Here is a 23974-nt window from a genome sequence, read left to right as displayed (position 1 = left end):
TCCAGACTCAATCCAATTGGTATTTTGCTATAATAGGAGTATTCAAATATGCAAGAGGTGACCAAAATGAAATTTATTCACACCGCTGATTGGCATCTAGGAAAATTAGTCCACGGTGTCTATATGACGGAGAATCAACGTGCTGCACTTGAACAATTTGTATCGATCGTGGAAGAAGAGAAGCCAGATGCGGTGGTCATTGCCGGTGACCTTTATGACCGGTCTGTGCCGCCGACTGATGCGGTTGAGTTATTAGATGAAATTCTTTTTAAAATCAATGTTGAGCTAAAAACACCTGTTGTAGCAATTGCTGGGAACCATGACAGTGCAGAGCGTCTTTCCTTCGGCAGTTCATGGTATAAACATAGCCAATTCTATTTAACAGGTAAACTTACAACTAACTTCAAGCCCTTTCAGATTAATGGAGTTAATTTTTACCTTGTTCCCTATGCAGAGCCGGGCGTTGTTCGCCAGCTGCTTGACGATGATTCCATTCATTCCCATCAAGAGGCGATGAAGGCCTTGATTGGAAAAATAGAAGAGACCTTGAACCCGAATGAACCAAATGTTCTAGTGGGACATGCCTTTGTTTTAGGAGGTCAAACGTCAGATTCTGAACGGATATTATCTGTAGGCGGCTCAGGCTGTGTCGGAGCAGAGTTATTCGCTCCTTTTTCCTATACGGCACTTGGGCATCTCCATAGTCCGGATGCGATTAACCATCAGAAAGTGAAATATTCAGGATCTCTCCTAAAGTATTCTTTTTCCGAGGCAAAGCAAAAGAAGTCGATATCAATAATTGAAATGGATGAAAAAGGAAATTTCATTCACCGTTATCGCTCACTTACGCCCAAACATGACATGCGGGAAATTGAAGGACATATAGAAGAATTACTTGACCCTACTTTTTATGGAAATGAACAAGTAGAAGATTATTTAAAGATAACCCTTCTGGATCAAGGAGCATTGCTCGATCCGATTAATAAATTGCGTCAGGTTTATCCAAATGTCCTTCATCTGGAAAAAAAGATTGACCTGACAGACAGCAAGAAAAAACAATCCTACATTGCCCTAAAAAGCGAGAAAAAGTCTGAGATCGACCTGTTCGAACAATTTTACACAGACATGACAACCTCTGAATTTACAATGAAAAAAAGAGATGCAATGACGGAAATCATTGAAAAGGTATTACGGGAGGAGGGGAATAGATGAAACCATTAAAATTAACGATGCAGGCATTTGGTCCATATGCAGGCAGAGAGGAAATTGATTTTAATCAGCTTGGAAACCGCACCATGTTTGTTATATCCGGAAAAACTGGCGCAGGAAAAACGACGATTTTTGACGCGATTAGTTACGCCATTTATGGCAAAGCCAGCGGAGAAGACCGCAATGGGCCCGAACTACGCAGCCAATTTGCAACGGATGAGTTATTAACAGAGGTTTCTCTAGACTTTTCCCTGCGTAACAAAGTCTATTCCATTACCCGGTCACCGCAGCAGCTTAAGAAGAAAGATAGAGGCGATGGCTTTACCACGATCGGTGCAAAAGCGGAATTATATATGTGGGACACTGATGGAGAAAGAAAATTGCTTGCATCGAAAACAAATGATGTCGAGGAAAAAATTAAAGAGATCATGCTAATCGATGCCAATCAATTCCGGCAAATCTTAATGATTCCACAGGGAGAATTCCGCAAGCTGCTAACCTCAGACAGTAAGGACAAAGAAATGATCCTGCAGCGTTTGTTTCACACCCAGCTTTATAAACTAATAGAAGAAAAGCTTAAAGAGGAAGCAAGTGAATTGAAAAAGACGGTGGAAGAAACTGAGAAATCGCGAAATGAAGCCTTACGCCGGATCCATTCATTTACAAATGATGAGCTCAGTCAAGCACTAGAAACTGACCCGGAAAATCACACCGTCATCATGCCGCTTTTACAAGCAGAAATTGTTAATATGACAGATAAACTCCAACAATTAGCTAGTCAATTAACAAACAAGGTACAAGCCCAAGATAAACTAAAGGAACAGCTATACGAAGCAGAAGCAATCCTAAAGCAGCTGCAAGCAAAAGAGGAGTTAAAAGGGCAAAAGACACGCTTACTTGCTCAAGAGGACGAGTACACCGAGAAAGAAATTCAGGTGCAACGGGCCCAAAAGGCTGCACTTTTAGCGAAACAAGAGGAGTTATGCCACCGGTTAAAACGGGAGGCAGATCAGCTTCAGGAAAATATTAACGTGATTGCCGCCGAGATTGAAAAACTAAACGGACTCTCAAAGCAATCTGAACAGCAGCTGCAAAGGGAGCAAGAGCGTGAGGGTGAGCGTCAGACTGTACTCGATGAAGTCAATCGATTGGTTAGTATGAAGGAGGATGTATACTCCTTTTCGGCATTGCTAAAAGAGACAAAGCAGAAGGATGCCGAGCTTAAGGCAGCAAAGGAAAAGCAAGCTAATCATGAGCAGAGTCTTCGACAATTAGAAGAGCGAATCAGTACGTTGAAAACCCATAAAGAAGAAATCGAAAACGGGAAGTTACTCTTTTTAGAAAATGAAGGTAAGCTCGAAAAACTTAAAGTCGATCTTGCCCGGCTCGAAAAACTAGAAACATGGCTTGCACGTCATCGAAAGGCGGAACAAAATCTAGTTACGATTAGCGGTCGTTACGAAAATACCATGGCTCGATATCATGATGCTAAAGCCAGTGTCGAAGAGATGGAGAAAAAATGGATCCATGGTCAGGCATCTATTTTAGCTGCTAATCTCCGTACTGGTGAAGCATGTCCTGTATGCGGCTCTTTGGATCATCCGGCACCTGCGATTGAACAAGAAAATCATATTCCAACGGAAGAAGATTTGAAGTCTGCTAAGCACCAAGCTTCGAAATGGGAACAAGAAAAATCACAAATAGAAGCGAGTTTTTATCAGTGTCAATCGGAAGAAAGAATCCAAAAGGAAGCAGTTCAAGACATTCTTAACGAAATACGTGTGCAGCGTCCAGATTTTACGGTTGAAGAATTACCCCATGTCAAAATGGAGACGGCTGCGGCTAAGAGTCAGCTGGTTCAACTTCAAAACAAGCTGGAGGAACAAATTAAACTACTTGGTCGCATTAAGTCAGAAATGGAGACGAGAGAATCAGAAAGAGCTGCTCTACAGTCCGGAATTCAGCAGCTGTCAGCATTGGTGAATGATTTAACGGTTCAGTTTACTGAAAAGAAAACAGATCTTACTAGAATGATGAAGGTGATTCCTGAAAATCTTCGTTCAGAAGTGGAATACGAAAGGATGCTTTCATCCTTACGAAATCGTCATGACATATTAGTGAAACAGCTGGAGGAAGCACGGAAAAGTCTCCAAGTTGTGAATGAAAAGCTCTCTAGTGAAACGGCTAGATTACAAGATGCAAAGAAGCATCATGCTGCCAAACAGCAGGAGCTCGAAATCGAACGCGGCATCTTTGTTGCCAAACTATCAGAACAGGGATTTGAGAAATATGGGCTTTACGCTGCTTCTAAAAAATCAGAACGAGAAATTCTGCACCTTCAGGATGAGATCCGCAGGTACCGCGAAGAATTACGCTCAGTATCTGACCGCTTGAAGGAACTAACGGAGCTTCTAGCCGATGTAAAAACACCTGACGTAGAGGTGATCAAACTGGAGTTAGCGAAGTTTGCAAGCGAGATTGATCAGCTTACTCAAGAACGAACTGATTTATATGTAAAAAAACGGGATAATGAGGACATTCATCAGCGAGTTGAGAGTCTGAACAACGAAGTAAAAGAATTAGAGGAGCGGTTCAGCATAATCGGTGATCTTTCTGATATTGCCAGGGGGCAGAATCATTTACGGATAACGTTTGAACGATATGTTCTGGCTGCTTTCTTGGATGATATATTACGAGAAGCAAATGTTCGGTTGAGAAAGATGACTTCTGGACGCTATCTATTACAACGTAAGACAGACCGGTCGAAAGGGAATGCCCAGAGCGGTTTGGAATTGCTTGTGTTTGACCAATATACCGGTCAGGAGCGTCATGTTAAAACGTTGTCTGGTGGAGAAAGTTTTAAGGCATCCTTGTCGTTGGCATTGGGACTAGCTGATGTAGTGCAAAATTATGCCGGCGGTGTTTCACTAGAGACCATGTTCATTGATGAAGGGTTTGGTACCCTTGACCCTGAATCACTAGACCAAGCAATTGAAGCCCTAATGGATATCCAAAGCAGCGGGCGCTTGGTCGGGATCATTTCTCACGTGCCCGAGTTAAAAGAGCGAATAGATGTTAGACTGGAAGTGATTGCCGCTCAGACCGGCAGTCGGACAGAGTTTATGTTTACTAATTAATTTTAAAAAGCAGTGGGTTTCCCTGGAAAGGGAAATTCACTGCTTTATTGTTGTCGAATTCTAAATGTGCCCGTGAGTCGCGAAAAATAGTTAGAACGGTCAAAATAAAAGGTAATTGTGCCTGCGAGTCGGGAAAAATAGTTAGAACGGTCAAAATAAAAGGTAATTGTGCCTGCGAGTCGGGAAAAATAGTTAGAACGGTCAAATTAGCGGGTAATTGTGCCAGCGAGTCGGGAAAAATAGTTGGAACGGTCAAAATAAAAGACAATTGTTCCAGCGAGTCGGGAAAAATAGTTGGAACGGTCAAAATAAAGGGTAATTGTACCTGCGAGTCGGGAAAAATAGTTAGAACGGTCAAAATAAAGGGTAATTGTGCCCGTAAGTCGGGAAAAAATAGTTAGAACGGTCAAAATAAAGGGTAATTGTGCCCGCGAGTCGGGAATAATAGCTGGAACGGTCAAAATAAAGGGTAATTGTGCCCGCGAATCATCCCAAAATAGATTAAACAGTCAATAAAAAAAATAATTGTGACCTTGTGATGAGAAAGAGAACTTCAACAGTAACAAAAGCAGCACACACAAAACTCAACCATTTAGTTCCTGTACAAGTGCTCGTCCAGCCTGCCTGCCGGTAAACAGACAGCCCCCGACGAATGTTCCTTCCAGTGAGCGGTACCCATGGATCCCTCCGCCGCCAAAGCCTGATACCTCGCCGGCGGCATATAATCCAGGCACAGGGCTGCCTGAAGCATCAAGTACTCTTCCGGATAAATCTGTTTGCAGCCCTCCCAGCGTTTTACGGCTGACAATATTTAAGCGGACAGCAATTAGCGGGCCCATTTTTGGATCAAGAATCTTATGTGGTTTTGCTACACGAATTAGTTTATCCCCTAAATAATTTCGAGCTCCGCGCATGGCAGTAATTTGCAGATCCTTGGTAAATTTATGATCTATTTCCCGGTCGCGCGCTTCAATTTGGCGTCGTACTACATCAACCTGGAGGAGCTGGTTGCCGATCAGCTTATTCATCCCCATAACCAATTCATCCAACGTTTTTGCAATTATAAAATCCTCACCCTTATCCATAAACGCTTTAACTGGTACAGTAGGACCAGGAAGGACACGGGCCAGTACCTTTTTGATACTCTTTTCTGTCAAATCTGGGTTCTGTTCCGATCCGGATAGGGCAAACTCTTTTTCAATAATTTTCTGAGTTAAAATAAACCACGAATAATCGTAACCAGATTTCATTATGGCTTCTAGCGTTCCGAGCGTATCAAAGCCTGGGAAATTTGGTGAAGGAAAGCGATTTCCTTTGGCGTCAAGCCAGAGGGAGGAGGGACCAGGGAGGATCCGAATTCCATGGTTTGGCCAAACCGGATTCCAGTTTTTTATGCCTTCCGTATAATGCCACATCCGGTCACGATTCACAATTCGGCCGCCCGCTTTTTCGGTAATTGCCAGCATCCTGCCATCAACATGTTCAGGTACGCCAGAAATCATCTGTTTCGGTGCTTCACCTAACCGGGAGGGCCAATTTTTTCGAATTAGCTCATGGTTTCCGCCGATGCCGCCGCTTGTTACGATAACTGCTTGGGCATTGAAATCAAAATCCCCGACAACCTCCCGCGAGCTTGCTTCTCCACGGGCAGCGGAACTAGGGATTAGAACATCACCACGGACGCCAGCGACTGTTCCATTATTTTTTATTAATTCATTAACACGGTGGCGCGGACGATAGTCGACAAGACCTTTCGCCATTGCTTGACGGACTCGTTCCTCAAACGGCTTGACAAGTCCCGGGCCTGTCCCCCAAACGATATGGAAGCGGGGCACGGAGTTACCATGGCCTTCGGCTGTATATCCTCCGCGCTCAGCCCAGCCAACCACCGGAAAAAAACGAACTCCCATATCATATAGCCATTGACGTTTTTCGCCAGCGGCAAAATCAACATAGGCCTCTGCCCACTTTTTTCCCCAATAATCTTCATCGTCTGTACGGTCGAAGCCGGCTGATCCTAGCCAGTCCTGCCAGGCAAGCTCACGAGAATCCTTAATCCCCAACCTTCTTTGTTCAGGAGAATCTACTAGAAACAAACCACCGAATGACCACCAAGCCTGGCCGCCAAGAGAGGCTTCCGGCTCTTGATCTAAGAGAAGTACTTTTTTACCGGCGTCAACTAGTTCTGCAACTGCTGCTAAGCCGGCCAGTCCAGCCCCAACTACGATAACATCGTACCGCAATTTCATCCCCCGTTTCATCCACATTTTTGTTTTCTGAATAGTCAATATTCTCTATTATAGCATGGGATGTTCCAGATAATGTGAGCGAGGGAGGAAATCCTGCCAAAATTATTAAACAGATTGAGTTATAGAAATTACTCTTTTCCCCTCTAATAGAATAGATTATCCGGAAATACCGAATAATAGGTTCAAACCAGGTTAGGAGGGTATAGATGAAAAAAATGACAATCCTTATGTGGAGCCTTTTCGTAGTTCTTTGTCCACTAAATACTCGTGCCGAAGATCTCCCTAGGTTGTCTTCCGATTGCCTTGAAGAGATGAAAAATCGCGATTTTCTTTATAATAAAGCCGTCATGAGGGACATCATAACCGAACTAGGATTGGATATCGATTCACAAAACTATTTAGAAGTTTCGGACAAGGATTTAGATGCAGCCCATCTTATTTATGGCGGAAAAGAAGTTGATGAGAATTACCAATCCTTACATGAGCAATTTATTGTGGCCTCACGTGGAAAACCGACTCTTTTTGTGAAACCATCTGAAGCCTATTTGCTTTATAAAAAGCCTGATAATACCAACGTCGCCGTTCATTTAAAACTGACTGATCTTAAATGGGTTGTGGTGGGAAAGAATAAAAAAGAAGGAAATGCCATTCATTACAAGCTGTTAAAGTGCGAAAAAGAATACATAAAGAAAAAACGAGAGTTTTCTAACCAATAAGGTTATTATTAGCGGTAAAACAAAAATTCTCCTGAGAAAATAATCCTGAAGTGTAAAGTTAACTTGACCATGGGTAACAAAACAAAAAGACAATGAAGCTAGCCATCGGAGGGATAAGTATTGACTGACTTTTGTCCAATTTTATGGCCGGAAGAGCCAACTCCGGATGCATATAAAACTTGTAGTGAATGTGGACTTGATCAGCATGGATCAAGGCTAATCTGGGGAGAAGGAAATCCGAATGCACCGATTATGATTCTTCTTGATAATCCGGGGGCCCGTGAAGACCGGGATGGGAATCCCTTTGTCTGCGGGACAAGACAAACACTTCAAAAGGCTGCACAAGAGGTGGGTCTAACAGAAGATGATTTGTATATAACATACATCTTAAAAAGAAAACCTGTCAGGGCTTATAATAAAGATGAGGTCCGGAAAACATGTATGGTGCATCTAGATCATCAGCTCTCGGTCAAACAGCCCGAGTTTATTTTTTGTCTTGGAAATGTATCGGTTCAGTCCTTTTTTCAAGATTCTGAAGTGAATGTAAAGCAATTGCATGGCAAATTACATAACCTCCATGGTTATCGGACTACTGCTAGTTACCATCCGTTAGCAGTAAGAAGACGCCCTAATCTTTGGCCGACTTTTATCAAGGATTGGCAGTACTTGGCAGATAACTACAGAAGTTTATAATAAAATAGAACTATTTTCCCGCAATTAACCAATCATAAACCCTTACCTTAAAACCCAAAATAAGATAGTTCACTCATTCAAAACAAAGGGGTTGTTGGGGTTGAGATGGCATAAAACGATACTTTCTATGATTCAGCAAAGGCAGGATAAAAAGGTAGCCTTAGCAGTAGATACCTCCACTAATGAAGCGCCAGTAATACTTATTAATAACATAGTCAAACTGTTTGAACAATTAAAACCAGATACTTTGTTAGTTCAAGCAGATTTTAAAATTAGAAGTATTTCCCCAGTACAAAGCGATTCAATTAAATATCATACACATGGGAAATCTTCCTATACATTAGTTTTAGAGTGGGCAAAAGAAGAGAAGATTGATACACTATTTTATATCACCGATGTCACCGGCTTTTTTTCAGAAGATATAGAAAAGGTTGATTTTGAATTATTTTGGCTTGTGCCCGGGGATTTTCTGCCGCGCGTCCCATTTGGTAAAGCCATTAAAGTCGCCTAAAAATAGGGATCCCTCACCTTGTGGGGGATTTTTTAGGGAGAGGAAAAATAAATGATTAAAGAACTTGATTTAAATCAACCTGAAATTTTAGCAGACGTCTTTAGACTGCAAAGAGCATCGTACATAATAGAGGCACAATTGATTCATTTCGATGATATCCCCCCATTAATAGAAACCAAGGAGAAATTAAAAGATTGTGGCGAAACCTTTTTGGGGTATTTTGAAGGTGAAGCTCTTGTTGGTGCAATCTCGTACACGATTGGTGATGATGAACTGACCATTTGCCGGATGGTCGTTCATCCGAGTCATTTCCGGAAAGGAATTGCCCAACAGCTGTTGACAAAAGTGGAGGAACAGAATCAGGACATATCCGTTCTATCCGTATCAACAGGAAAGGAAAATCCTCCGGCTAAAAATTTATATTTGAAAAATGGTTTCAAATTTGTATCTGACCTAGAGGTTATACCAGGTTTATTTATTAGTCACTTTAAAAAGCAAAAACACCATCCTGTGTAATAGGGCACTGAAAAACCGTCAGTTTGTTAAGAATCTTAAAGTAACAACAAAAAAGGTATAATTTCTCTTAATGATGAGAGATTATACCTTTTTAAATTTAGACTAAGTAAAAGAACTCTGTTGATTGGAGCGGAAGGCGGCTCCCCGGTACGCCTGCGGAAAGCGAAGCGGCCTGGAGCGGAAATCAACAGACAAATTACATACACAACTAAAATCTTAGGAGGCTTTTTCAGTGCCCTCCCGTGTAAGATGGTGTTTTTGCTCTTTCTGCGGTTTAACCCATTAAGATTTGTAAAACCATCCAAATATTCAAGCCAAGGATGATGATGGCAAACAGGGAAGAAACGACAGTGGTCATTTTCTTATTGGTTAGTACACCCATTAATTCTTTCTTTTGCGTGAAATAAATCAAGGCAATGATCGGGAATGGTAAGACAATACTTAGAATGACCTGGCTTATAATAAGTGTCTGGGTCGGATCGACTCCGAGTGCGACAATTATGACAGTTGGCAGCATGGTTACTAACCGGCGTATCCATAACGGGATGCTAAAACCCACAAATCCCTGCATTATCACTTGACCGGCCATTGTACCGACAACTGAACTTGAAAGACCAGAAGCAAGTAATGAGATGAGGAAAACACTGGCAGCTGCCGCGCCTAACAACGGTGTTAGGGTATGGTAGGCAGTTGTCAAATCAGCAATATGGCTTTGACCTGTTGTATTAAAAACAGAGGCCGCCATATACATCATGGCCAAATTAACGAAGCCTGCCAATGTCATTGCAATGATAATTTCTTTTGTACTAAATTTTTGAATCTTTATTTTTTCTGTATCATTTCTTGGCACGATTCGGCTTTGAGTTAAACTTGAATGTAAGTAGATTGCGTGCGGCATAACGGTTGCCCCAATCACCCCGACGGCGAGCATAATGCTTTCATTATTACCAAGCCATGGGACCACACTATGATAAGCAATTTGCGAAAAATCAGGCTGTGAGAGTATCGTTTCGACCAAGTAGCATAAACCAATTAGCATAGCGAAAGCAGCGATAAATTTTTCTAATGGCCGGAAGCCGAATTTTTCAAGCATTAAGATTAAATAGGTTATTACTCCTGTGATAATTGTGGCATAGATCATGGGAATACCAGCTAGTAAATTCAGTGCCAGTGTTGCACCTAAAAATTCAGCAAGATCTGTCGCCATTGCGGCAAATTCTGAGACAATCCACATAATCATCGTGAGCCATTTTGGCATACGATCACGGCATATTTCAGGTAAACTCCTGCCAGTAGCAATGCCAAGCTTGGCTGACATATTCTGTAAGAGCATCGCCATCAAGTTCGCTAGGACAATGACCCAAAGCATTTTATAACCAAAACGGGCTCCACTTTGTATATTAGTTGCAAAGTTTCCCGGATCTACATATGCAATGGAAGCAATAAAGGCTGGCCCAAGGAAGGGCAATAAGGCCCGGATGCCTTTTACTTTTCCATTTATGGCATCTCTTGCGGCAGAAACTGTTTTTATTTCTGCAGCTCGAGCCTTTTCAACTGCAAGTGATTCTGACTGACTCATAAGACACCATCCTTTCTCCATTTGTTTTTCATAGGCGCAAGGTTTGTTCGCTCATCAACAAATGTTGCACTCGTGCAAATTCTTTAGTTTCATTATAATAAATTTCACAATATTTGTGTATATTTTTGCCTATATTAATAGTGTTTTTTTAAAAAAAGGGCAAATAAAAAACCAGAAGGGCTCTGGTTTAGTTTGCTGGAGGATTTTTCTGTAAAAAACTGGTTAGTTCTGTGGTGTTTTTTGAGCGGTGAACAATCCCCGTTTGATTGAAGAGAATATAGGAAACGGTTTTGCTAATCTCAAGTTCGGGATACGCTTTTTGGGCCATTTCCTTAGTAGGTAAACTCAAAATGTTTTTTACATGTGCGGTGACCTTTTGATTTTTTTCAATCGGAGGTTGTTCATCATTCTCTCCAATCACTAATAGAGAATAAGTCTGTTCGTCTGAAGCAAGTAAATTTGGATAAGGAAAAGCTTGCACAGACTTTGTTTCTACTGCTGTTTCGTGCTGTGGATGGGCTTGTTTTGGTTCGCTTGCCTTAGGTTGATTGCTTTGACAGCCAGCTAACAGAATAAAAGAAGTAATCATTGTTATCATTATTTTTTTCATTATTCTTCGTCCCTTGTTGTTTAAATGTCTATCCTCAACATAGCATATCCTCCTTAATAGTGAGCATGAATAATGTGGAGGATTCGTGAAAAGAGGAGGTATTATGTCGAAAAAAGTTCGCTTGTACAAATGCCTATTTAAGGCTACAGTAGAAGGGTAGAACGATTAAGAAGGTGTTAATCTTGGAAAAACGTTATTTTACAATTGGGATGGCCGGCCATATTGATCATGGGAAAACATCGTTAACAAAAGCATTAACCAATGTGGATACAGACCGGTTAAAGGAAGAGAAGGAACGGCAAATCTCGATTGAATTGGGCTTTGCACCCCTTTATGAAGACCAGGAAATTCAAATTTCTGTTATCGATGTTCCTGGCCATGAACGCTTTATCCGTCAAATGATTGCAGGCGTAGCCGGGATTGATTTGGTCGTCCTAGTAGTGGCAGCGGATGAAGGGGTAATGCCGCAAACGAAGGAGCATCTCGACATTTTAAAATTTTTAGGTGTGAAAAATGGTATCGTAGCCATTTCAAAAATTGATCGAGTGGATGAAGAATTCATTGAACTAGTGAAGGATGATATTTTAGGAGAGCTCGCTGGGACTGTGTTTGAGGATGCCCCATTTGTTTTAGTGGATAGTTTATCCAAAAAAGGAATCCCTGAAATCAAAAAATTAATCATTGAAACCTTAAAGGGCCAAGAGATGCGTGATGCGAAAGGAGCCTTTCGTCTGCCGATTGATCAGGTTTTTACAGTAAAAGGCCAAGGTACGGTTATACGCGGAACGGTATATGAAGGAACGGTCGAAGAGGGCCAAGTTTTAAAAATAATGCCAAAAGGTCTTGAAGTAAGAGCAAGGCAAGTTCAGGTCCATCATCATCCTGCAAAAAAGGCCTATGCTGGTCAAAGGGCAGCGATTAATTTATCAAATGTGTCGAAGGAAGAGCTGCAGCGTGGTGATGTTTTAGTGTCATCCGAGCATTTCATTGTAACCAAAACAGTGGATGTCGCGATACGGGTTGTCGAGGACCTTGAACATATTGTAAAGCAGCGGATGCCCATTAAGCTTCATATTGGAACAACGGAGGTTATGGGCCGGATTGTGTTCTTCGACCGAAATGAAATTAAAGAAGAAAATGGGGATATCCTTTGTCAGCTTCGACTTGAAGACGAGATCCTAACCAAGCGGGGGGATCGTTTTATTTTACGGCGTCCAAGTCCTCAGGAAACCATTGGCGGTGGCTGGGTCATTGATCCGCGAGCGAATAAATATCGGTTCGGGAATCAGACAATCGAAGAGCTGGAAAAGAAGAAAGCAGGCACGCCTAGAGAACGGATTACCGCTGCACTCATGGACGCTAAAAGCCTTCCGGTAACGGAACTGATTAAGCGGACTGCCCTGGATGAATCTACATTAACAGAGCATTTAGCTCACCCTGAATTTGTTTTCTATAATGGGAAGGAGTATACACTTAAACTCCTAATCGATTCAATCGAGGAAGACATCTTTGATGTATTGCAAGAGTTCCATCAGAGCTATTCCATGAAGGCCGGAATGAATAAAGCGGAACTTTTACAATCGCTTCAAAAAAGATTTCCTAAATCCCTGCTTGATTTTGTTGTGGAAAATGGAATTACGTGTGGGGTGTTTAAGAGAAAAGAACAATTTGTATCGCTTGCAGGGTTTGTACCACATGTACCGAAAAGCTGGGCTAAGCGTGGAGAAAATCTCCTCTATGATCTCAAAAAGGATGGGCTTAAGGTACGCTATCTAAAAGATTATTTTTCTGCTGCAGGTATTCCCGAATCAATTGAATATGATTTAAAAAAATTCCTTGAGTACCAAAATTTGCTGGTTGAGCTTGATGACCAATTTGCTTACCATGGGGATGTCTTTACGGAAGCAGTTGAAAAACTGAAAAACGGGACGGGGGACGAGTTTGAGGTTGGAGATGCAAAGGATGTCCTTGATTTATCTAGAAAATACATGATCCCATTTTTAGAAAGATTGGATGCCAAGGGACTTACCAAGCGTGTCGAAAATAAACGTGTATGGAAAAAATAATCTGGAAAAAGCCTCCGTCCCTAGTGGATTGGAGGCTTTTTGTTAGGAAAGAAATTCAGTTGGATTTAAGCCAAGCTCCCGGCAAATGTCGGCAACCATTTGCTTTTCATTTTGGTCAAAGTTCCCATCCGCGTAGCCGATGGCAATACAATAGCGTGCTACTAACCGAGCTATTTCAGGTTTTGTCCTAATTTTCCCGAGGGCACGAAAAGCCTCAGTACGACCCATCATACGGTCATTTTCCATCCGTGATACAAACAGATTGAATTTTTGAATAACCTTATTTGTATCAAAAACGCGTAATTCCTCACTTTGATGGACGAATTCAATCATTTTTTGCCGCTCTGTCTGATCTAAATAACCATCTGCCATGGCCACTAAAGCGCAGGCCGCTGTGACAGCATCAAGAAGATCCTGACTTTTATACCGATTGAACAATTCTTGAGCCCTTCTTTTTTGATTATTTGCCCATTCGACATAATCTGTTTGGGAAGGGGACCACGAATTACCGCAATGATTACAAGTAAACTTTAATTGGTTTTTTCCAATAAAACCGCCGAGTAACCCAACTGGACCAAGGATTAATCCACCGATGGCGGCTTTGCCTAAACCAAATCCTTTTTTTCCAGTTGTCACACTGGTCGAATGGCAGCGTGGACACATAATCTCATCTCCGCCGTAAGAAGAATGACTGGAAATTGGAGTTGGCGATTGAGTCGACTGCGGATACCCATAGGCAGGCTGCCGTTGAGTCGAATCAGGCTGAAGATAACCACGCTGTTGGTTTGCATTTGGATTTAACCGGTTTTGCTGGTAGGGATCATAGTTAGACTGATTTTGATTATATGTGCTTGTGTTAGCAGGTTGATTTCTCAAATCCTGCTGGTAATTTGGCTCCTGAACCAGTGAGTTTTGAGGCGGGTCATCAACTGTAACACCAAAATTTCGGCATAAGGCGGCTAGTCCACCTTGAAATCCGCTGGCTATTGCATTAAATTTCCACTCTCCGTTATGACGGTAAAGCTCTGCTGCAACAATAGCTGTTTCAACGGTAAAATCTTTGCCTAGGTTAAAACGCAATAATTCCTCATTGGTAAGCTCGTTAAAAATTCGAACATAAGAATCTGAGATTTGTCCGAAATTTTGCCGTTTTACTTGTGCATCATGGATCGTAATCGTAAAGGCAATTCGGTGAATATAGTCTGGAACCTTCTCCAAATCAATCTTAATTTGTTCATCATCACGTACTCCTGAACCAATCCGATTGTCACCACTGTAAATAATGGAACCATTGCCGCCCGAGGGGTTGTTGTAAAAAACAAAATCCTGGTCACTGTTTACTTTCCCCGCAGGTCCTAATAAAAAGGCTGAAGCATCCAGGTCAAAATTAGAGCCAAGCTGGCTTATATTCCAGCCTAACCCGACAACCACATTCTTCAGATCGGGGTGTGATTTCGTTAAATCAACTTTTTGCCCCTTGCTAAGAGTAACACCCACAATTTTCACTCCTTTAACATATGCTCTATGTAGATTATACTAGTTAAATCAAAAAAGGGAAAAATTTCTAGTCCGCCTTTAGTAAGTTTCTTTAGTATTTACGAATGACTCGATGAAAAGTTTCAAGATGATAAGAGAAAACACACTGTCCACAGTCGAACAGTGTGCTTTTTCTTTAATGGTTATGATTGATCCTGCGATCATTATTTTTCATAAACTATTCACTTGTTTAACAGTAATCTAAGAGGAAATGACCGTCCATTTATTCCTTTAAGGAAAAGTTAAGAAACTAAGATAATAATAGGCTTATTCAAATGAAAACCGTTCAGGAAAGGGAGCCAGCACAGATGAAAAAATGGATTTTAATAGCGGTGGCTGCAGTAGTCGTTTGTTTCTCCGGCTATCAATGGTACGCAGTAAAAATAAGTGCCAAGACAACATCATCACAAGAACGTACGGTAGTGGTGAAAAAAGGAACATTAGCTGTCAATATCAGTGGTTCCGGGACTGTTCAGGCAATAACTAGTCAAGACGTTATGTCAACATTTAATAATGATGAAATTGATGAAGTATTGGTTGGGACAGGCGAAAAAGTAAATAAAGGTGATGAACTGCTGACATTTACGGATGGCAGTGACCCGATCACAGCACCTGCAGGTGGGAAAATAACTTCAATATCTGTTTCTGCAGGAGATAGTGTTACCTCCGGACAAGTGGTCGCCCATGTAACGGATTACAGTGGCTTGCAAACCGCTGTTCAAATCGATGAACTGGATATTTCTAAAATCCAGAAAGGACAAACGGTCAATTTAAAAGTAAGTTCATTCCCTGACGAGAAGTATACTGGAAAGGTTACCGATATATCGAAAGAAGGTACTTCTTCAAATGGAATTTCTACCTTTACCGTTACGATTACAATCGATAAAATTGATAATCTTAAAGTAGGTATGAGCGTGGAAGCTAGCATATTAACGGAAAATAAACAAAATATCATTTATGTTCCCCTTGATGCGGTCCATTCGTCAAATGGAAAAAAATATGTCAATGTCGTTTCATCAGATAATCCTTCAAACATTACCAAGAAAACCGTATCAACTGGCATAGCAAATGAAGATTATGTAGAAATCACAAATGGACTTGCAGAAGGGGAAACCGTACAACTGCCAAAATTAGCAAAAGCAAGTACAACGACCTCTACCACACAAACCAATACACTGCAAAGCAGTCTTAGCGGCATGGGGGGAACGGGCGCAATGAGATCAATGTATCGCGGCACTGGTATCAGAAGGAGTGGACAATAATGGCAAAACCGATTATGCAAATTAGTAACCTAAAGAAAGCATACAGACTGGGCGGCGAAATCGTCCATGCATTAAATGATGTTTCCATCGAGATTCAAAAAGGAGAATTTCTAGCGATTATTGGCCCATCGGGTTCAGGTAAATCAACATTAATGAATATGATCGGATGTCTTGATAAACCACAGTCAGGAAAATATCTTCTAGATGGTAAGGATATTTTTCAAATGGATGACAATGAGTTGGCGACGATTCGGAATCAAAAAATCGGCTTTATTTTCCAAAACTTCAACCTGCTAACAAAATTAACGGCAATCGAAAATGTTGAGCTCCCGCTATTATATGCCGGTGTATCCACAAAGGAACGAAGGGAGAGATCTATCGAAGCTTTAGATAAAGTGGGGTTAAGAGAGAGGGCAGGTCATTTGCCAACACAGCTGTCTGGCGGACAGCAGCAGCGGGTTGCTATTGCCAGAGCACTTGCAGGTAATCCGGCCATCCTGCTAGCCGATGAGCCGACTGGTGCCCTTGACAGTAAAACAAGTAAGGAAATCATGCAGATTATGAAACAACTAAATGAATTGGGCCATACAATTATCCTCATTACCCATGACCTGGACATTGCCAAGCAAGCAAAACGGATGGTCAGTATTCAGGATGGTCGATTACAGGAAGATGGAGGTGAACTCATTGGGCATCTTGCAATCCATTAAAATGGCTCTTAAAAGTATAAAGGGAAATAAACTAAGATCGGTACTTACCATGCTTGGGATGATTATTGGGGTTTCATCGGTAATCGTTTTAGTCTCCATTGCCCAAGGGTCTACAAAAAATGTGACGAGTCAAATCAACCAATTAGGGACCAATCTATTAACCATAAATACATTTAGTACAGATGTGGCTTTAACAGAGGACAAAATCAGCGAAATTAGTAAATTAGATGGTGTAAAAGCAGTATCACCAGTTGTATCTGGACGAGTAAACGTTAAAAAGGACCGGACCACTTCTCAGGTGGCCATGACTGGAACGAATGCCGCCTATTCAGAGGTGCGCGATACCAAAGTAAGTGCAGGACGATTTATCACTGATTTGGATATTGAATATAGGCAAAAGGTGGCTGTCATTGGTTCATCTACAGCCACCACTTTCTTTGGAACAGAGGACCCTGTTGGTCAATATCTGCAAATTGAAGGAACTTCATATAAAGTTGTCGGAGTCCTTGTTTCGAAAGGCAGCTCAATGGGACAAGGCGGTGACAATACCGTTATCGTTCCACTTAGCACGGGCCAGCGTTTAATTGGAAGTACTACGATTAGCACAGTCTATTTAAAAGGTGAAAGTGAAGACCAGATGGATGCTGTCATGAATTTAGTAGAGACCAAAATGGCGTCTCTTTTCCCAGGGCAAACTGATTCTTATAGTGTCACAAATCAGCAGGACGTCATGGATACGATGAGCTCTGTATCGGACACGATGACATTGATGCTTGGCGGTATTGCAAGTATTTCCTTGTTAGTCGGTGGAATCGGTATTATGAATATTATGCTTGTCTCTGTTTCCGAACGAACAAAAGAAATTGGTATACGTAAAGCCATTGGGGCCAAAAGGCGGGATGTCCTTGTGCAATTCTTAATTGAAGCAGTTGTATTGAGCGGTGTCGGCGGACTAATAGGGATTATCTCAGGGGTAGGTATAGGGAAATTAGTTTCATCCCTATTCAGCCTAAGTGTCTCCTTCTCTTCTAACGTGATCCTATTTTCTTTCTTGTTCTCGTTAGTCGTTGGAGTCGTATTTGGTGTATTCCCGGCAAATAAAGCATCCAAGTTAAATCCAATTCAGGCATTAAGGTATGAATAATTGGGAAAATGAAGCGGTACGCTACTGTTGCGTCCGCTTCGTTTCCTCTATAATAAAAAGAATGTAATTAATGTTAAGGAGAGATAGAAATGCGATTATTGGTGGTAGAGGATAACCTTTCTTTATTAGAATCGATTGTTCAACTTTTATCGGATGAATTTGAGGTTGATCATGCCTCAAACGGAGAGGATGCTTTATTCTTAGCGATGCAAAACATCCATGATTTAATTGTTTTGGATGTCATGATACCTGAAATCGATGGTTTTGAAGTGCTGCAGACCATCCGTAAGGAAGGATTAAAAATCCCGGTCTTATTCCTGACAGCAAGAGACTCTTTAGAGGACCGCGTAAAAGGCCTTGATTTTGGCGGGGATGATTACTTAGTAAAACCATTTCAAGCTGCCGAATTGAAGGCGAGAATCAGAGCGTTATTAAGAAGAAGCGGCAGCTTAACAACCGATCAAACTATTAAATATCGCGGCATTGAGTTATTAGGCAAGGAACGCGATATTCTTGTGGATGGAGAATCCATCAAACTAACAGCTAAGCAATATGAGCTATTGGAATATTTAATTCAAAATAAGGGAGTTATTTTAACAAAAGAACAAATATATGATCGTGTATGGGGATTCGACTCCGATACAACGGTTGCCATTGTTGAGGTGTTCATGCATCATCTTCGCAAAAAATTAGAGCCGTTCGGCTACCATACTGATATAAAAACAATCCGCGGTGTGGGCTACATGCTGAACGAAGAATAGGGGCCGCCTATGTTTCGTCAAACACACATTAGACTTACTTTTATCAATTCAATTGTTTTTATTATTTTAATTAGTATACTAGGGAGCATCATCTATTTTTATACAGATAATAAACTATATCAGGATGTTAACCAATCATTACTGGAATCGGTTGAGCACTATCAGCAGCCAAACGGGCAAGAGACTAAACAAGATGGTAAACCTGAAGGGGATCAGGAAGAACCAAGATTCATGCGAAGAGATCCACGAATTATTACGTTAATCTGGGATGGCAAGGGGAAGCTGTTGGCAGGGCAAGATCGCGGTGCAGCGTTATTTCAGGACAATGAAAAACTGATTCGCCCCAAGAAATACGGCACCTTAGAGGACGTCGATGTAGAGGACTTTACTTTTCGCTATGTGGCATTCAAGGCTCAGGTTCCAGAATTAGGGAACATTACAGTCCAAGTAATTCGTAATGTGAATTCAGAAAATGAACTGCTTGAAAGGCTTCTGTTAATCATATTAATTGGCTGCGGTGTAGGAATTATTTGTGCGGTTGCTTCCGGTTATTTCCTGGCTGGTAGAGCATTGGTTCCGATAAAAAAATCATGGCAAAAGCAGCAAGAGTTTGTTTCCGATGCCTCCCATGAGTTGAGAACGCCTTTAGCAGTTATTCAGGCCAAAACGGATATCCTGTTTCGCTCGCCCACCGCAACTATACAGGAAAAAATAATCGATATCTCCACGATTTCAAAGGAATCAAGGCGGCTCTCCAAATTAGTAACCAATTTACTGACACTGGCACGGTCAGATTCCGATCAAATTGAAATGAAAAAATCAGAATTCCAATTGGATGAACTTTTAAAAGAGATTATTCAACAGTATGAAGAGTTTGCGATGTATCAGGAGAAAATATTGCGCCTAGAAGCTGCAGAACCTATTACTTTTTTTGCCGACAAAGAAAGAATTCATCAATTAATTGTCATTCTATTGGACAACGCCATAAAGTATACAAAAGAGGGCGGAGAAATCTCGCTTTCCTGCACTCAGAGTCATTCCTCCATCTACTTAAAGGTAAACGACACAGGAATCGGAATCCCTGAAGAAGATATTCCAAAGATATTTGATCGTTTTTACCAAAGTGATAAAGCGCGCACGGAAGCAGCCGGTACAGGACTTGGCTTGTCGATAGCAAAATGGATTATTGAGAAGCATCATGGCAAGACAAAGGTTCAGAGTGTTTTAGGTGAAGGAACAAATATTGAAATTATCTTTCCAAAGTCCCAAAAATAATTTTTGGGGCTTATTTAAATCTTAGGCTGTGTTAAAGGTTATTATTGATTTTTAGCATTTTGATTGGAGCGGAAGGCGGCGAAGACTCCTGCGGGAGTACGGGGCAGGGGAGACCCCACAGGCGCAAGTGCGCCGAGGAGGCTCCCCGGCACGCCCGCGGAAAGCGAAGCCGCCTGGAGCGGAAATCAACATTCAAGATTAACACAGCCAAATCTTAAGAAAAACTTAAGGAAACCGATTCATAATTTGTTTGTCTACTTACTAAAGCTTCAGGATATTTGAAGGGAGAAAAACAGATGAAGTACTAGAAAAGCTCATTTATGGATTGGTTTAATTGCGTCTATTTTTATCTTTATGGAGTCGATTACAGGTCTATTGATGAATGAACCATGGTTAATTGGACAAACATCAATGGAGGGTGGCAGGGGCAATTTTCAACCAGGTCAAATGAATCAAAACCAATTTAATAACGGTCAGACCAATCAGGGACAAGCAAGACAAGGTATGACGCAGAATTCTGGACAAACTGCCGGTCAACCACAAGGGCAAAATGGTAATCAATACCAAAGGTTTAATAGAAATGGCCAGTTTCAAGGACGCGGCAATTTTAGTGGAAGTGGGAATTTTCCAGCTGGCATAATGAACAGAGAAAGATTTGGACAAACCTCAGTTATGGGAATCATCCGTGGTCTGCATGAAGGCCGTATTGGCAATACCGATATTAAATGGTTAATAGATTTAGTTGCGCTTGCCATGATCGCTTTAACAGGTACGGGAATCTACCTATCAATTAGGGTCCTAGGTGCGGAAGGGAAGCGAAAAAAACTACAAACGGATATGTGTAGTGATATCTGATAAAAAAATGCACACGAGGCTTGCTCGTGTGCGTCTTTGTTTATTCGACAATAATTTTCCCTTTAAACATTTGCATTCCACAACTGAATATGTATTCACCTTTATTATCTGAGGCGAATGACAGTTTTGTCGTTCCCGTCTTCAATTTTATATTATTAATGTTCAAATCTGGTATCATAAAGGTAGATAAGCAGTTACTGCTGTCTAATGGATTGGTAATTTCAAGTTCCACCTGAACACCTTTTTTGACCCGGATCACGTTAGGGGAATAACCTTTATCGGTTACCATCATTTTGACTTTTGGAGCAAGATCTCCGCTTACATTTATTTCTGTCGGGACTGTACTCGTTTCTTGTGATGCTTGAGTTTGAGCAGTTTCGCTTTTACCAGGAAACTTTACCATGTCACTGCTGTACATAAACAGGAACAAAGAAACTAGGACAATGCCACCACCGATTATGGCAAAAGGTGACAGCTCTTCTGTGTTGATCGAAAATTTGCTGTTAGTCGTCACATGGATATACACAATAACAAAGCCGATAATGACAACATAAAATCCTAATAAGATACCAAGCAAAATTGCCGGGTTAATGTACTGGAGGAAAAGTCCAAGAATAGCGCCATTTATCCCGCCCATTAAACCAGATATTGCTCCCATCAATATCGCTAAGATCCCAACCGGATGTCCGGCTAAGAAACCAACGACGAAGCCAATAATCATGCTGATTCCTACTGTCAGGAAGGTCTCACCGGAAACCAGCCCATTGATGGTTCCAGTAAGTAAACCAGTGATCACCGCAATGACCATACTTACCAGGATGCCTGGAGTATTGTTCAGTTTGCTTTTATTTCGATAAACTAGATAAATGGAATAGCCTGTGCCGATGGCCACAAAAGCGGCTGAAATAATAGAAAATATATTCATGCTTTGTCTCCTCTTATGTGCCTTAATAATTAAACAACATAAGAGTATTATAAATGTAAAAAATGGATTGTAATTTGTATTTTCTGTGATTTATATGAACGTTTTATGACTCTTATCAAGAATGACCGTTGGTTTTGTCTTTATCCAAAGTATTTTTATAAATTCTTTTTAGGGCTTCATTTTGAAGTTTCATATATTCGAGTAAAATTTCTTTTTCTGCTTCTTCTTGTACTATTTCGTCCTTTTCTTTTGTCATCCTTTTACCCCTTTTATCCTAATTTTAGCTTAAAGAGTAGAATAATCCATAATTTATTTGACTTTTATTATAGAGAAATATATAATTTTTTCAAAAATACTATTTGAAACGTTGACGGGGATTAGTAAATTGACTCGGGTCTTACCAAGAGAGGAAACCAGTGGTGTGAGGTTTCTTAAGACAATCAATTGAACCTGCCTCACGAGTTCTGTATCGGATTATTACTTGAAGATACATGCGGATAAAATCCGTTATCATGCGAGAGAGTTTAAAGCTTTTGCTTTATGAATTTAGGGTGGTACCGCCAGGCCTTGGTCCCTTTTTTAGGATCAAGGCCTTTTTATATTTAAAAGTGTAATCGCCCGTTTAGCGGCGTATGGGCTGGAACTCAAATTCTAAAACTTTCTATTTAAAAAATTAATGGGGTGTCAAAATGGCAAAGGAATTTGTAAAAGATGTAACCAGTATGGACGAGGATTTCGCCCAGTGGTACACAGATGTTGTAACGAAAGCAGATTTAATTGATTATTCAAGTGTTCGCGGTTCGATGATTATCCGTCCTTATGGCTATGCCTTATGGGATAACATTAAAAACGAGTTAGACCGACGTATTAAAGAAACAGGGCATGAAAATGTTTATATGCCATTATTCATCCCAGAAAGCCTGCTTCAAAAGGAAAAAGATCATGTTGAGGGCTTTGCTCCTGAGGTAGCCTGGGTAACACACGGCGGTTCTGAGCCTTTAACAGAACGTTTAGTGGTGCGCCCAACATCAGAGGTATTATTCTGTGAGCACTATAGCAATATCATCCACTCGTATCGGGACCTCCCGAAACTATATAATCAATGGGCTAACGTCGTCCGTTGGGAAAAAACCACACGTCCATTCTTAAGAACATTAGAATTCTTATGGCAGGAAGGTCATACGGCCCATGCAACGGATGAAGAGGCAATGGAAGAAACGATTAAAATGTTAAATGTATATGCAGCTATTTGTGAAGAAATTCTTGCGATTCCTGTTGTGAAGGGCCAAAAAACGGAAAAAGAAAAGTTTGCAGGAGCAAAGGCTACTTTTACGATTGAAAGCTTAATGCATGATGGAAAAGCATTACAATCCGGAACTTCCCATCACTTTGGTACTGGGTTTGCTGAAGCGTTTAACATTCAGTATACAGACAAAGAAGGAAAACTGCAGTATGTTCATCAAACATCATGGGGCTTTACAACCAGAATCATCGGTGCATTGATCATGGTTCACGGTGACGACCGCGGTTTGGTCATACCTCCAAAAGCTGCGCCAACTCAAGTGATGATTGTTCCGATTGCACAGCATAAAGAAGGCGTGCTTGATTTTGCTTATGAGTTGAAAAAGTCTCTAGCTTCTGTTGCTCGTGTTGATATTGATGCCAGCGATAAAAAACCAGGCTGGAAGTTCAATGAGTACGAAATGAAAGGGATCCCTGTTCGTCTTGAAGTCGGACCTAAGGATATTGAAAATAAGCAGGTTGTCTTGGTTCGCAGGGATACATTAGAAAAGGTTGTTGTTTCTATAGACGAGTTAGAAACAAAACTGGTTGAATTATTAGAAGATATCCAGTCAAACCTTTACAATAAGGCATTAAATCATCGTGAAGAGAGAACTTCGGTTGCGACGACTCTTGGGGAGTTAAAGGATAGCCTTGAAGCGAAACCAGGGTTTATCAAAGCTATGTGGTGCGGAGATTTAGCCTGTGAGGAAAAGATCAAAGAAGATACAGGAGCAACTTCTCGTTGTATACCGTTTGAGCAAGAAAAAGTGGCGGATAAATGTGTATGCTGCGGTAAAGAAACAGAAAGAATGGTTTATTGGGCAAAGGCTTACTAAAACCTGTGAAGGCTCTTCCATTGTGGGAGAGTCTTTTTATATTATAGTGGACAAAAAACAGGCATGTTGAGGCATGACGGGTTCATGCGGACAATCCAAG

At 41.2% G+C, this 23974-nt stretch carries 20 protein-coding genes, 1 pseudogene and 1 other annotated feature; of the genes and pseudogenes, 14 read left to right on the top strand and 7 right to left on the bottom strand.

Annotation, left to right across the window (positions count from 1 at the left end):
* The first annotated feature begins 66 nt into the window (after positions 1-66).
* Together ACZ9EE_RS04775 and ACZ9EE_RS04770 are read left to right on the top strand one after the other, a co-directional pair.
* Complete coding sequence (locus tag ACZ9EE_RS04775) at positions 67-1212, top strand: exonuclease SbcCD subunit D (protein WP_476025526.1); 1146 nt, start codon at positions 67-69, stop codon at positions 1210-1212.
* On the top strand, positions 1209-4346 hold the full coding sequence (locus ACZ9EE_RS04770) for an SbcC/MukB-like Walker B domain-containing protein (protein WP_476025525.1): 3138 nt from the start codon (positions 1209-1211) through the stop codon (positions 4344-4346). The genes ACZ9EE_RS04775 and ACZ9EE_RS04770 overlap by 4 nt, the downstream gene beginning before the upstream one ends.
* Here ACZ9EE_RS04770 and ACZ9EE_RS04765 read toward each other — a convergent pair.
* The gene (locus tag ACZ9EE_RS04765) at positions 4339-4704 is read right to left on the bottom strand and encodes a hypothetical protein (RefSeq protein ID WP_476025524.1); all 366 of its coding nucleotides are present in this window, start codon (positions 4702-4704) and stop codon (positions 4339-4341) included. The genes ACZ9EE_RS04770 and ACZ9EE_RS04765 overlap by 8 nt on opposite strands.
* A gap of 226 nt (positions 4705-4930) precedes the next feature.
* On the bottom strand, positions 4931-6589 hold the full coding sequence (locus ACZ9EE_RS04760) for an FAD-binding dehydrogenase (protein WP_476032856.1): 1659 nt from the start codon (positions 6587-6589) through the stop codon (positions 4931-4933).
* 212 nt (positions 6590-6801) lie between these two features.
* Here ACZ9EE_RS04760 and ACZ9EE_RS04755 point away from each other — a divergent pair, with 212 nt between their 5' ends.
* The 4 genes from ACZ9EE_RS04755 to ACZ9EE_RS04740 all read left to right on the top strand — a co-directional run bounded on the left by ACZ9EE_RS04755 (position 6802) and on the right by ACZ9EE_RS04740 (position 9031).
* Positions 6802-7311, top strand: a complete 510-nt coding sequence (locus ACZ9EE_RS04755) for a hypothetical protein (RefSeq protein WP_476025523.1) — start codon at positions 6802-6804, stop codon at positions 7309-7311.
* A 120-nt stretch (positions 7312-7431) separates the two neighbouring features.
* Positions 7432-8004, top strand: a complete 573-nt coding sequence (locus ACZ9EE_RS04750) for a uracil-DNA glycosylase (RefSeq protein WP_476025522.1) — start codon at positions 7432-7434, stop codon at positions 8002-8004.
* A 100-nt stretch (positions 8005-8104) separates the two neighbouring features.
* Positions 8105-8515 (top strand): vWA domain-containing protein, encoded by a 411-nt coding sequence (locus tag ACZ9EE_RS04745; RefSeq protein WP_476025521.1) that lies wholly within the window; start codon positions 8105-8107, stop codon positions 8513-8515.
* A gap of 51 nt (positions 8516-8566) precedes the next feature.
* On the top strand, positions 8567-9031 hold the full coding sequence (locus ACZ9EE_RS04740; protein WP_476025520.1) for a GNAT family N-acetyltransferase: 465 nt from the start codon (positions 8567-8569) through the stop codon (positions 9029-9031).
* Between the two features lie 274 nt (positions 9032-9305).
* On the opposite strand, the gene ACZ9EE_RS04735 is transcribed toward ACZ9EE_RS04740, so the two are convergent.
* Positions 9306-10610 carry an Nramp family divalent metal transporter gene (locus tag ACZ9EE_RS04735; RefSeq protein WP_476025519.1) on the bottom strand — a complete coding sequence of 435 codons (1305 nt, stop codon included), beginning with the start codon at positions 10608-10610 and terminating at the stop codon, positions 9306-9308.
* Positions 10611-10797: 187 nt separating this feature from the next.
* Positions 10798-11220, bottom strand: coding sequence for a hypothetical protein (locus ACZ9EE_RS04730; RefSeq protein WP_476025518.1), 423 nt, complete (start codon positions 11218-11220; stop codon positions 10798-10800).
* Positions 11221-11402: 182 nt separating this feature from the next.
* Between ACZ9EE_RS04730 and selB the strand changes: the two genes are divergently transcribed.
* Positions 11403-13286, top strand: a complete 1884-nt coding sequence (gene selB / locus ACZ9EE_RS04725; RefSeq protein ID WP_476025517.1) for a selenocysteine-specific translation elongation factor — start codon at positions 11403-11405, stop codon at positions 13284-13286.
* A gap of 42 nt (positions 13287-13328) precedes the next feature.
* Here selB and ACZ9EE_RS04720 read toward each other — a convergent pair whose 3' ends face one another.
* The gene (locus ACZ9EE_RS04720) at positions 13329-14783 is read right to left on the bottom strand and encodes a TerD family protein (protein ID WP_476025516.1); all 1455 of its coding nucleotides are present in this window, start codon (positions 14781-14783) and stop codon (positions 13329-13331) included.
* Positions 14784-15130: 347 nt separating this feature from the next.
* Here ACZ9EE_RS04720 and ACZ9EE_RS04715 point away from each other — a divergent pair, with 347 nt between their 5' ends.
* The 6 genes and pseudogenes from ACZ9EE_RS04715 to ACZ9EE_RS04690 form a co-directional block, all read left to right on the top strand.
* Positions 15131-16084: an efflux RND transporter periplasmic adaptor subunit gene (locus tag ACZ9EE_RS04715; RefSeq protein ID WP_476025515.1), complete on the top strand. Its 954-nt coding sequence runs from the start codon at positions 15131-15133 to the stop codon at positions 16082-16084.
* Positions 16084-16794: an ABC transporter ATP-binding protein gene (locus ACZ9EE_RS04710; RefSeq protein ID WP_476025514.1), complete on the top strand. Its 711-nt coding sequence runs from the start codon at positions 16084-16086 to the stop codon at positions 16792-16794. The genes ACZ9EE_RS04715 and ACZ9EE_RS04710 overlap by 1 nt, the downstream gene beginning before the upstream one ends.
* A complete protein-coding gene (locus ACZ9EE_RS04705; RefSeq protein WP_476025513.1) occupies positions 16772-17938 on the top strand; it encodes an ABC transporter permease in 1167 nt (388 codons plus the stop codon). The genes ACZ9EE_RS04710 and ACZ9EE_RS04705 overlap by 23 nt, the downstream gene beginning before the upstream one ends.
* 89 nt (positions 17939-18027) lie before the next feature.
* On the top strand, positions 18028-18699 hold the full coding sequence (locus tag ACZ9EE_RS04700; protein WP_476025512.1) for a response regulator transcription factor: 672 nt from the start codon (positions 18028-18030) through the stop codon (positions 18697-18699).
* 9 nt (positions 18700-18708) lie between these two features.
* Entirely contained in the window at positions 18709-19974 is a 1266-nt protein-coding gene (locus tag ACZ9EE_RS04695; protein WP_476025511.1) for a sensor histidine kinase, read from the top strand.
* Positions 19975-20289: 315 nt separating this feature from the next.
* Positions 20290-20829: pseudogene (locus tag ACZ9EE_RS04690) on the top strand (PepSY-associated TM helix domain-containing protein); the annotation flags it as partial.
* Positions 20830-20869: 40 nt separating this feature from the next.
* On the opposite strand, the gene ACZ9EE_RS04685 reads toward ACZ9EE_RS04690, so the two are convergent.
* On the bottom strand, positions 20870-21754 hold the full coding sequence (locus ACZ9EE_RS04685; protein ID WP_476025510.1) for a cupredoxin domain-containing protein: 885 nt from the start codon (positions 21752-21754) through the stop codon (positions 20870-20872).
* Positions 21755-21869: 115 nt separating this feature from the next.
* Positions 21870-22010: a hypothetical protein gene (locus tag ACZ9EE_RS04680; protein WP_476025509.1), complete on the bottom strand. Its 141-nt coding sequence runs from the start codon at positions 22008-22010 to the stop codon at positions 21870-21872.
* 102 nt (positions 22011-22112) lie between these two features.
* Positions 22113-22333, top strand: a binding site (T-box leader).
* A gap of 110 nt (positions 22334-22443) precedes the next feature.
* Here ACZ9EE_RS04680 and proS point away from each other — a divergent pair.
* Positions 22444-23874 (top strand): proline--tRNA ligase, encoded by a 1431-nt coding sequence (proS, locus tag ACZ9EE_RS04675; protein ID WP_476025508.1) that lies wholly within the window; start codon positions 22444-22446, stop codon positions 23872-23874.
* Positions 23875-23974: the final 100 nt, after the last annotated feature.

This window comes from Bacillus sp. URHA0034 (assembly GCF_056280405.1).
The sequence above is the reverse complement of the archived record's forward strand: the minus strand, read 5'-3'. Positions and strand labels throughout refer to the sequence as shown.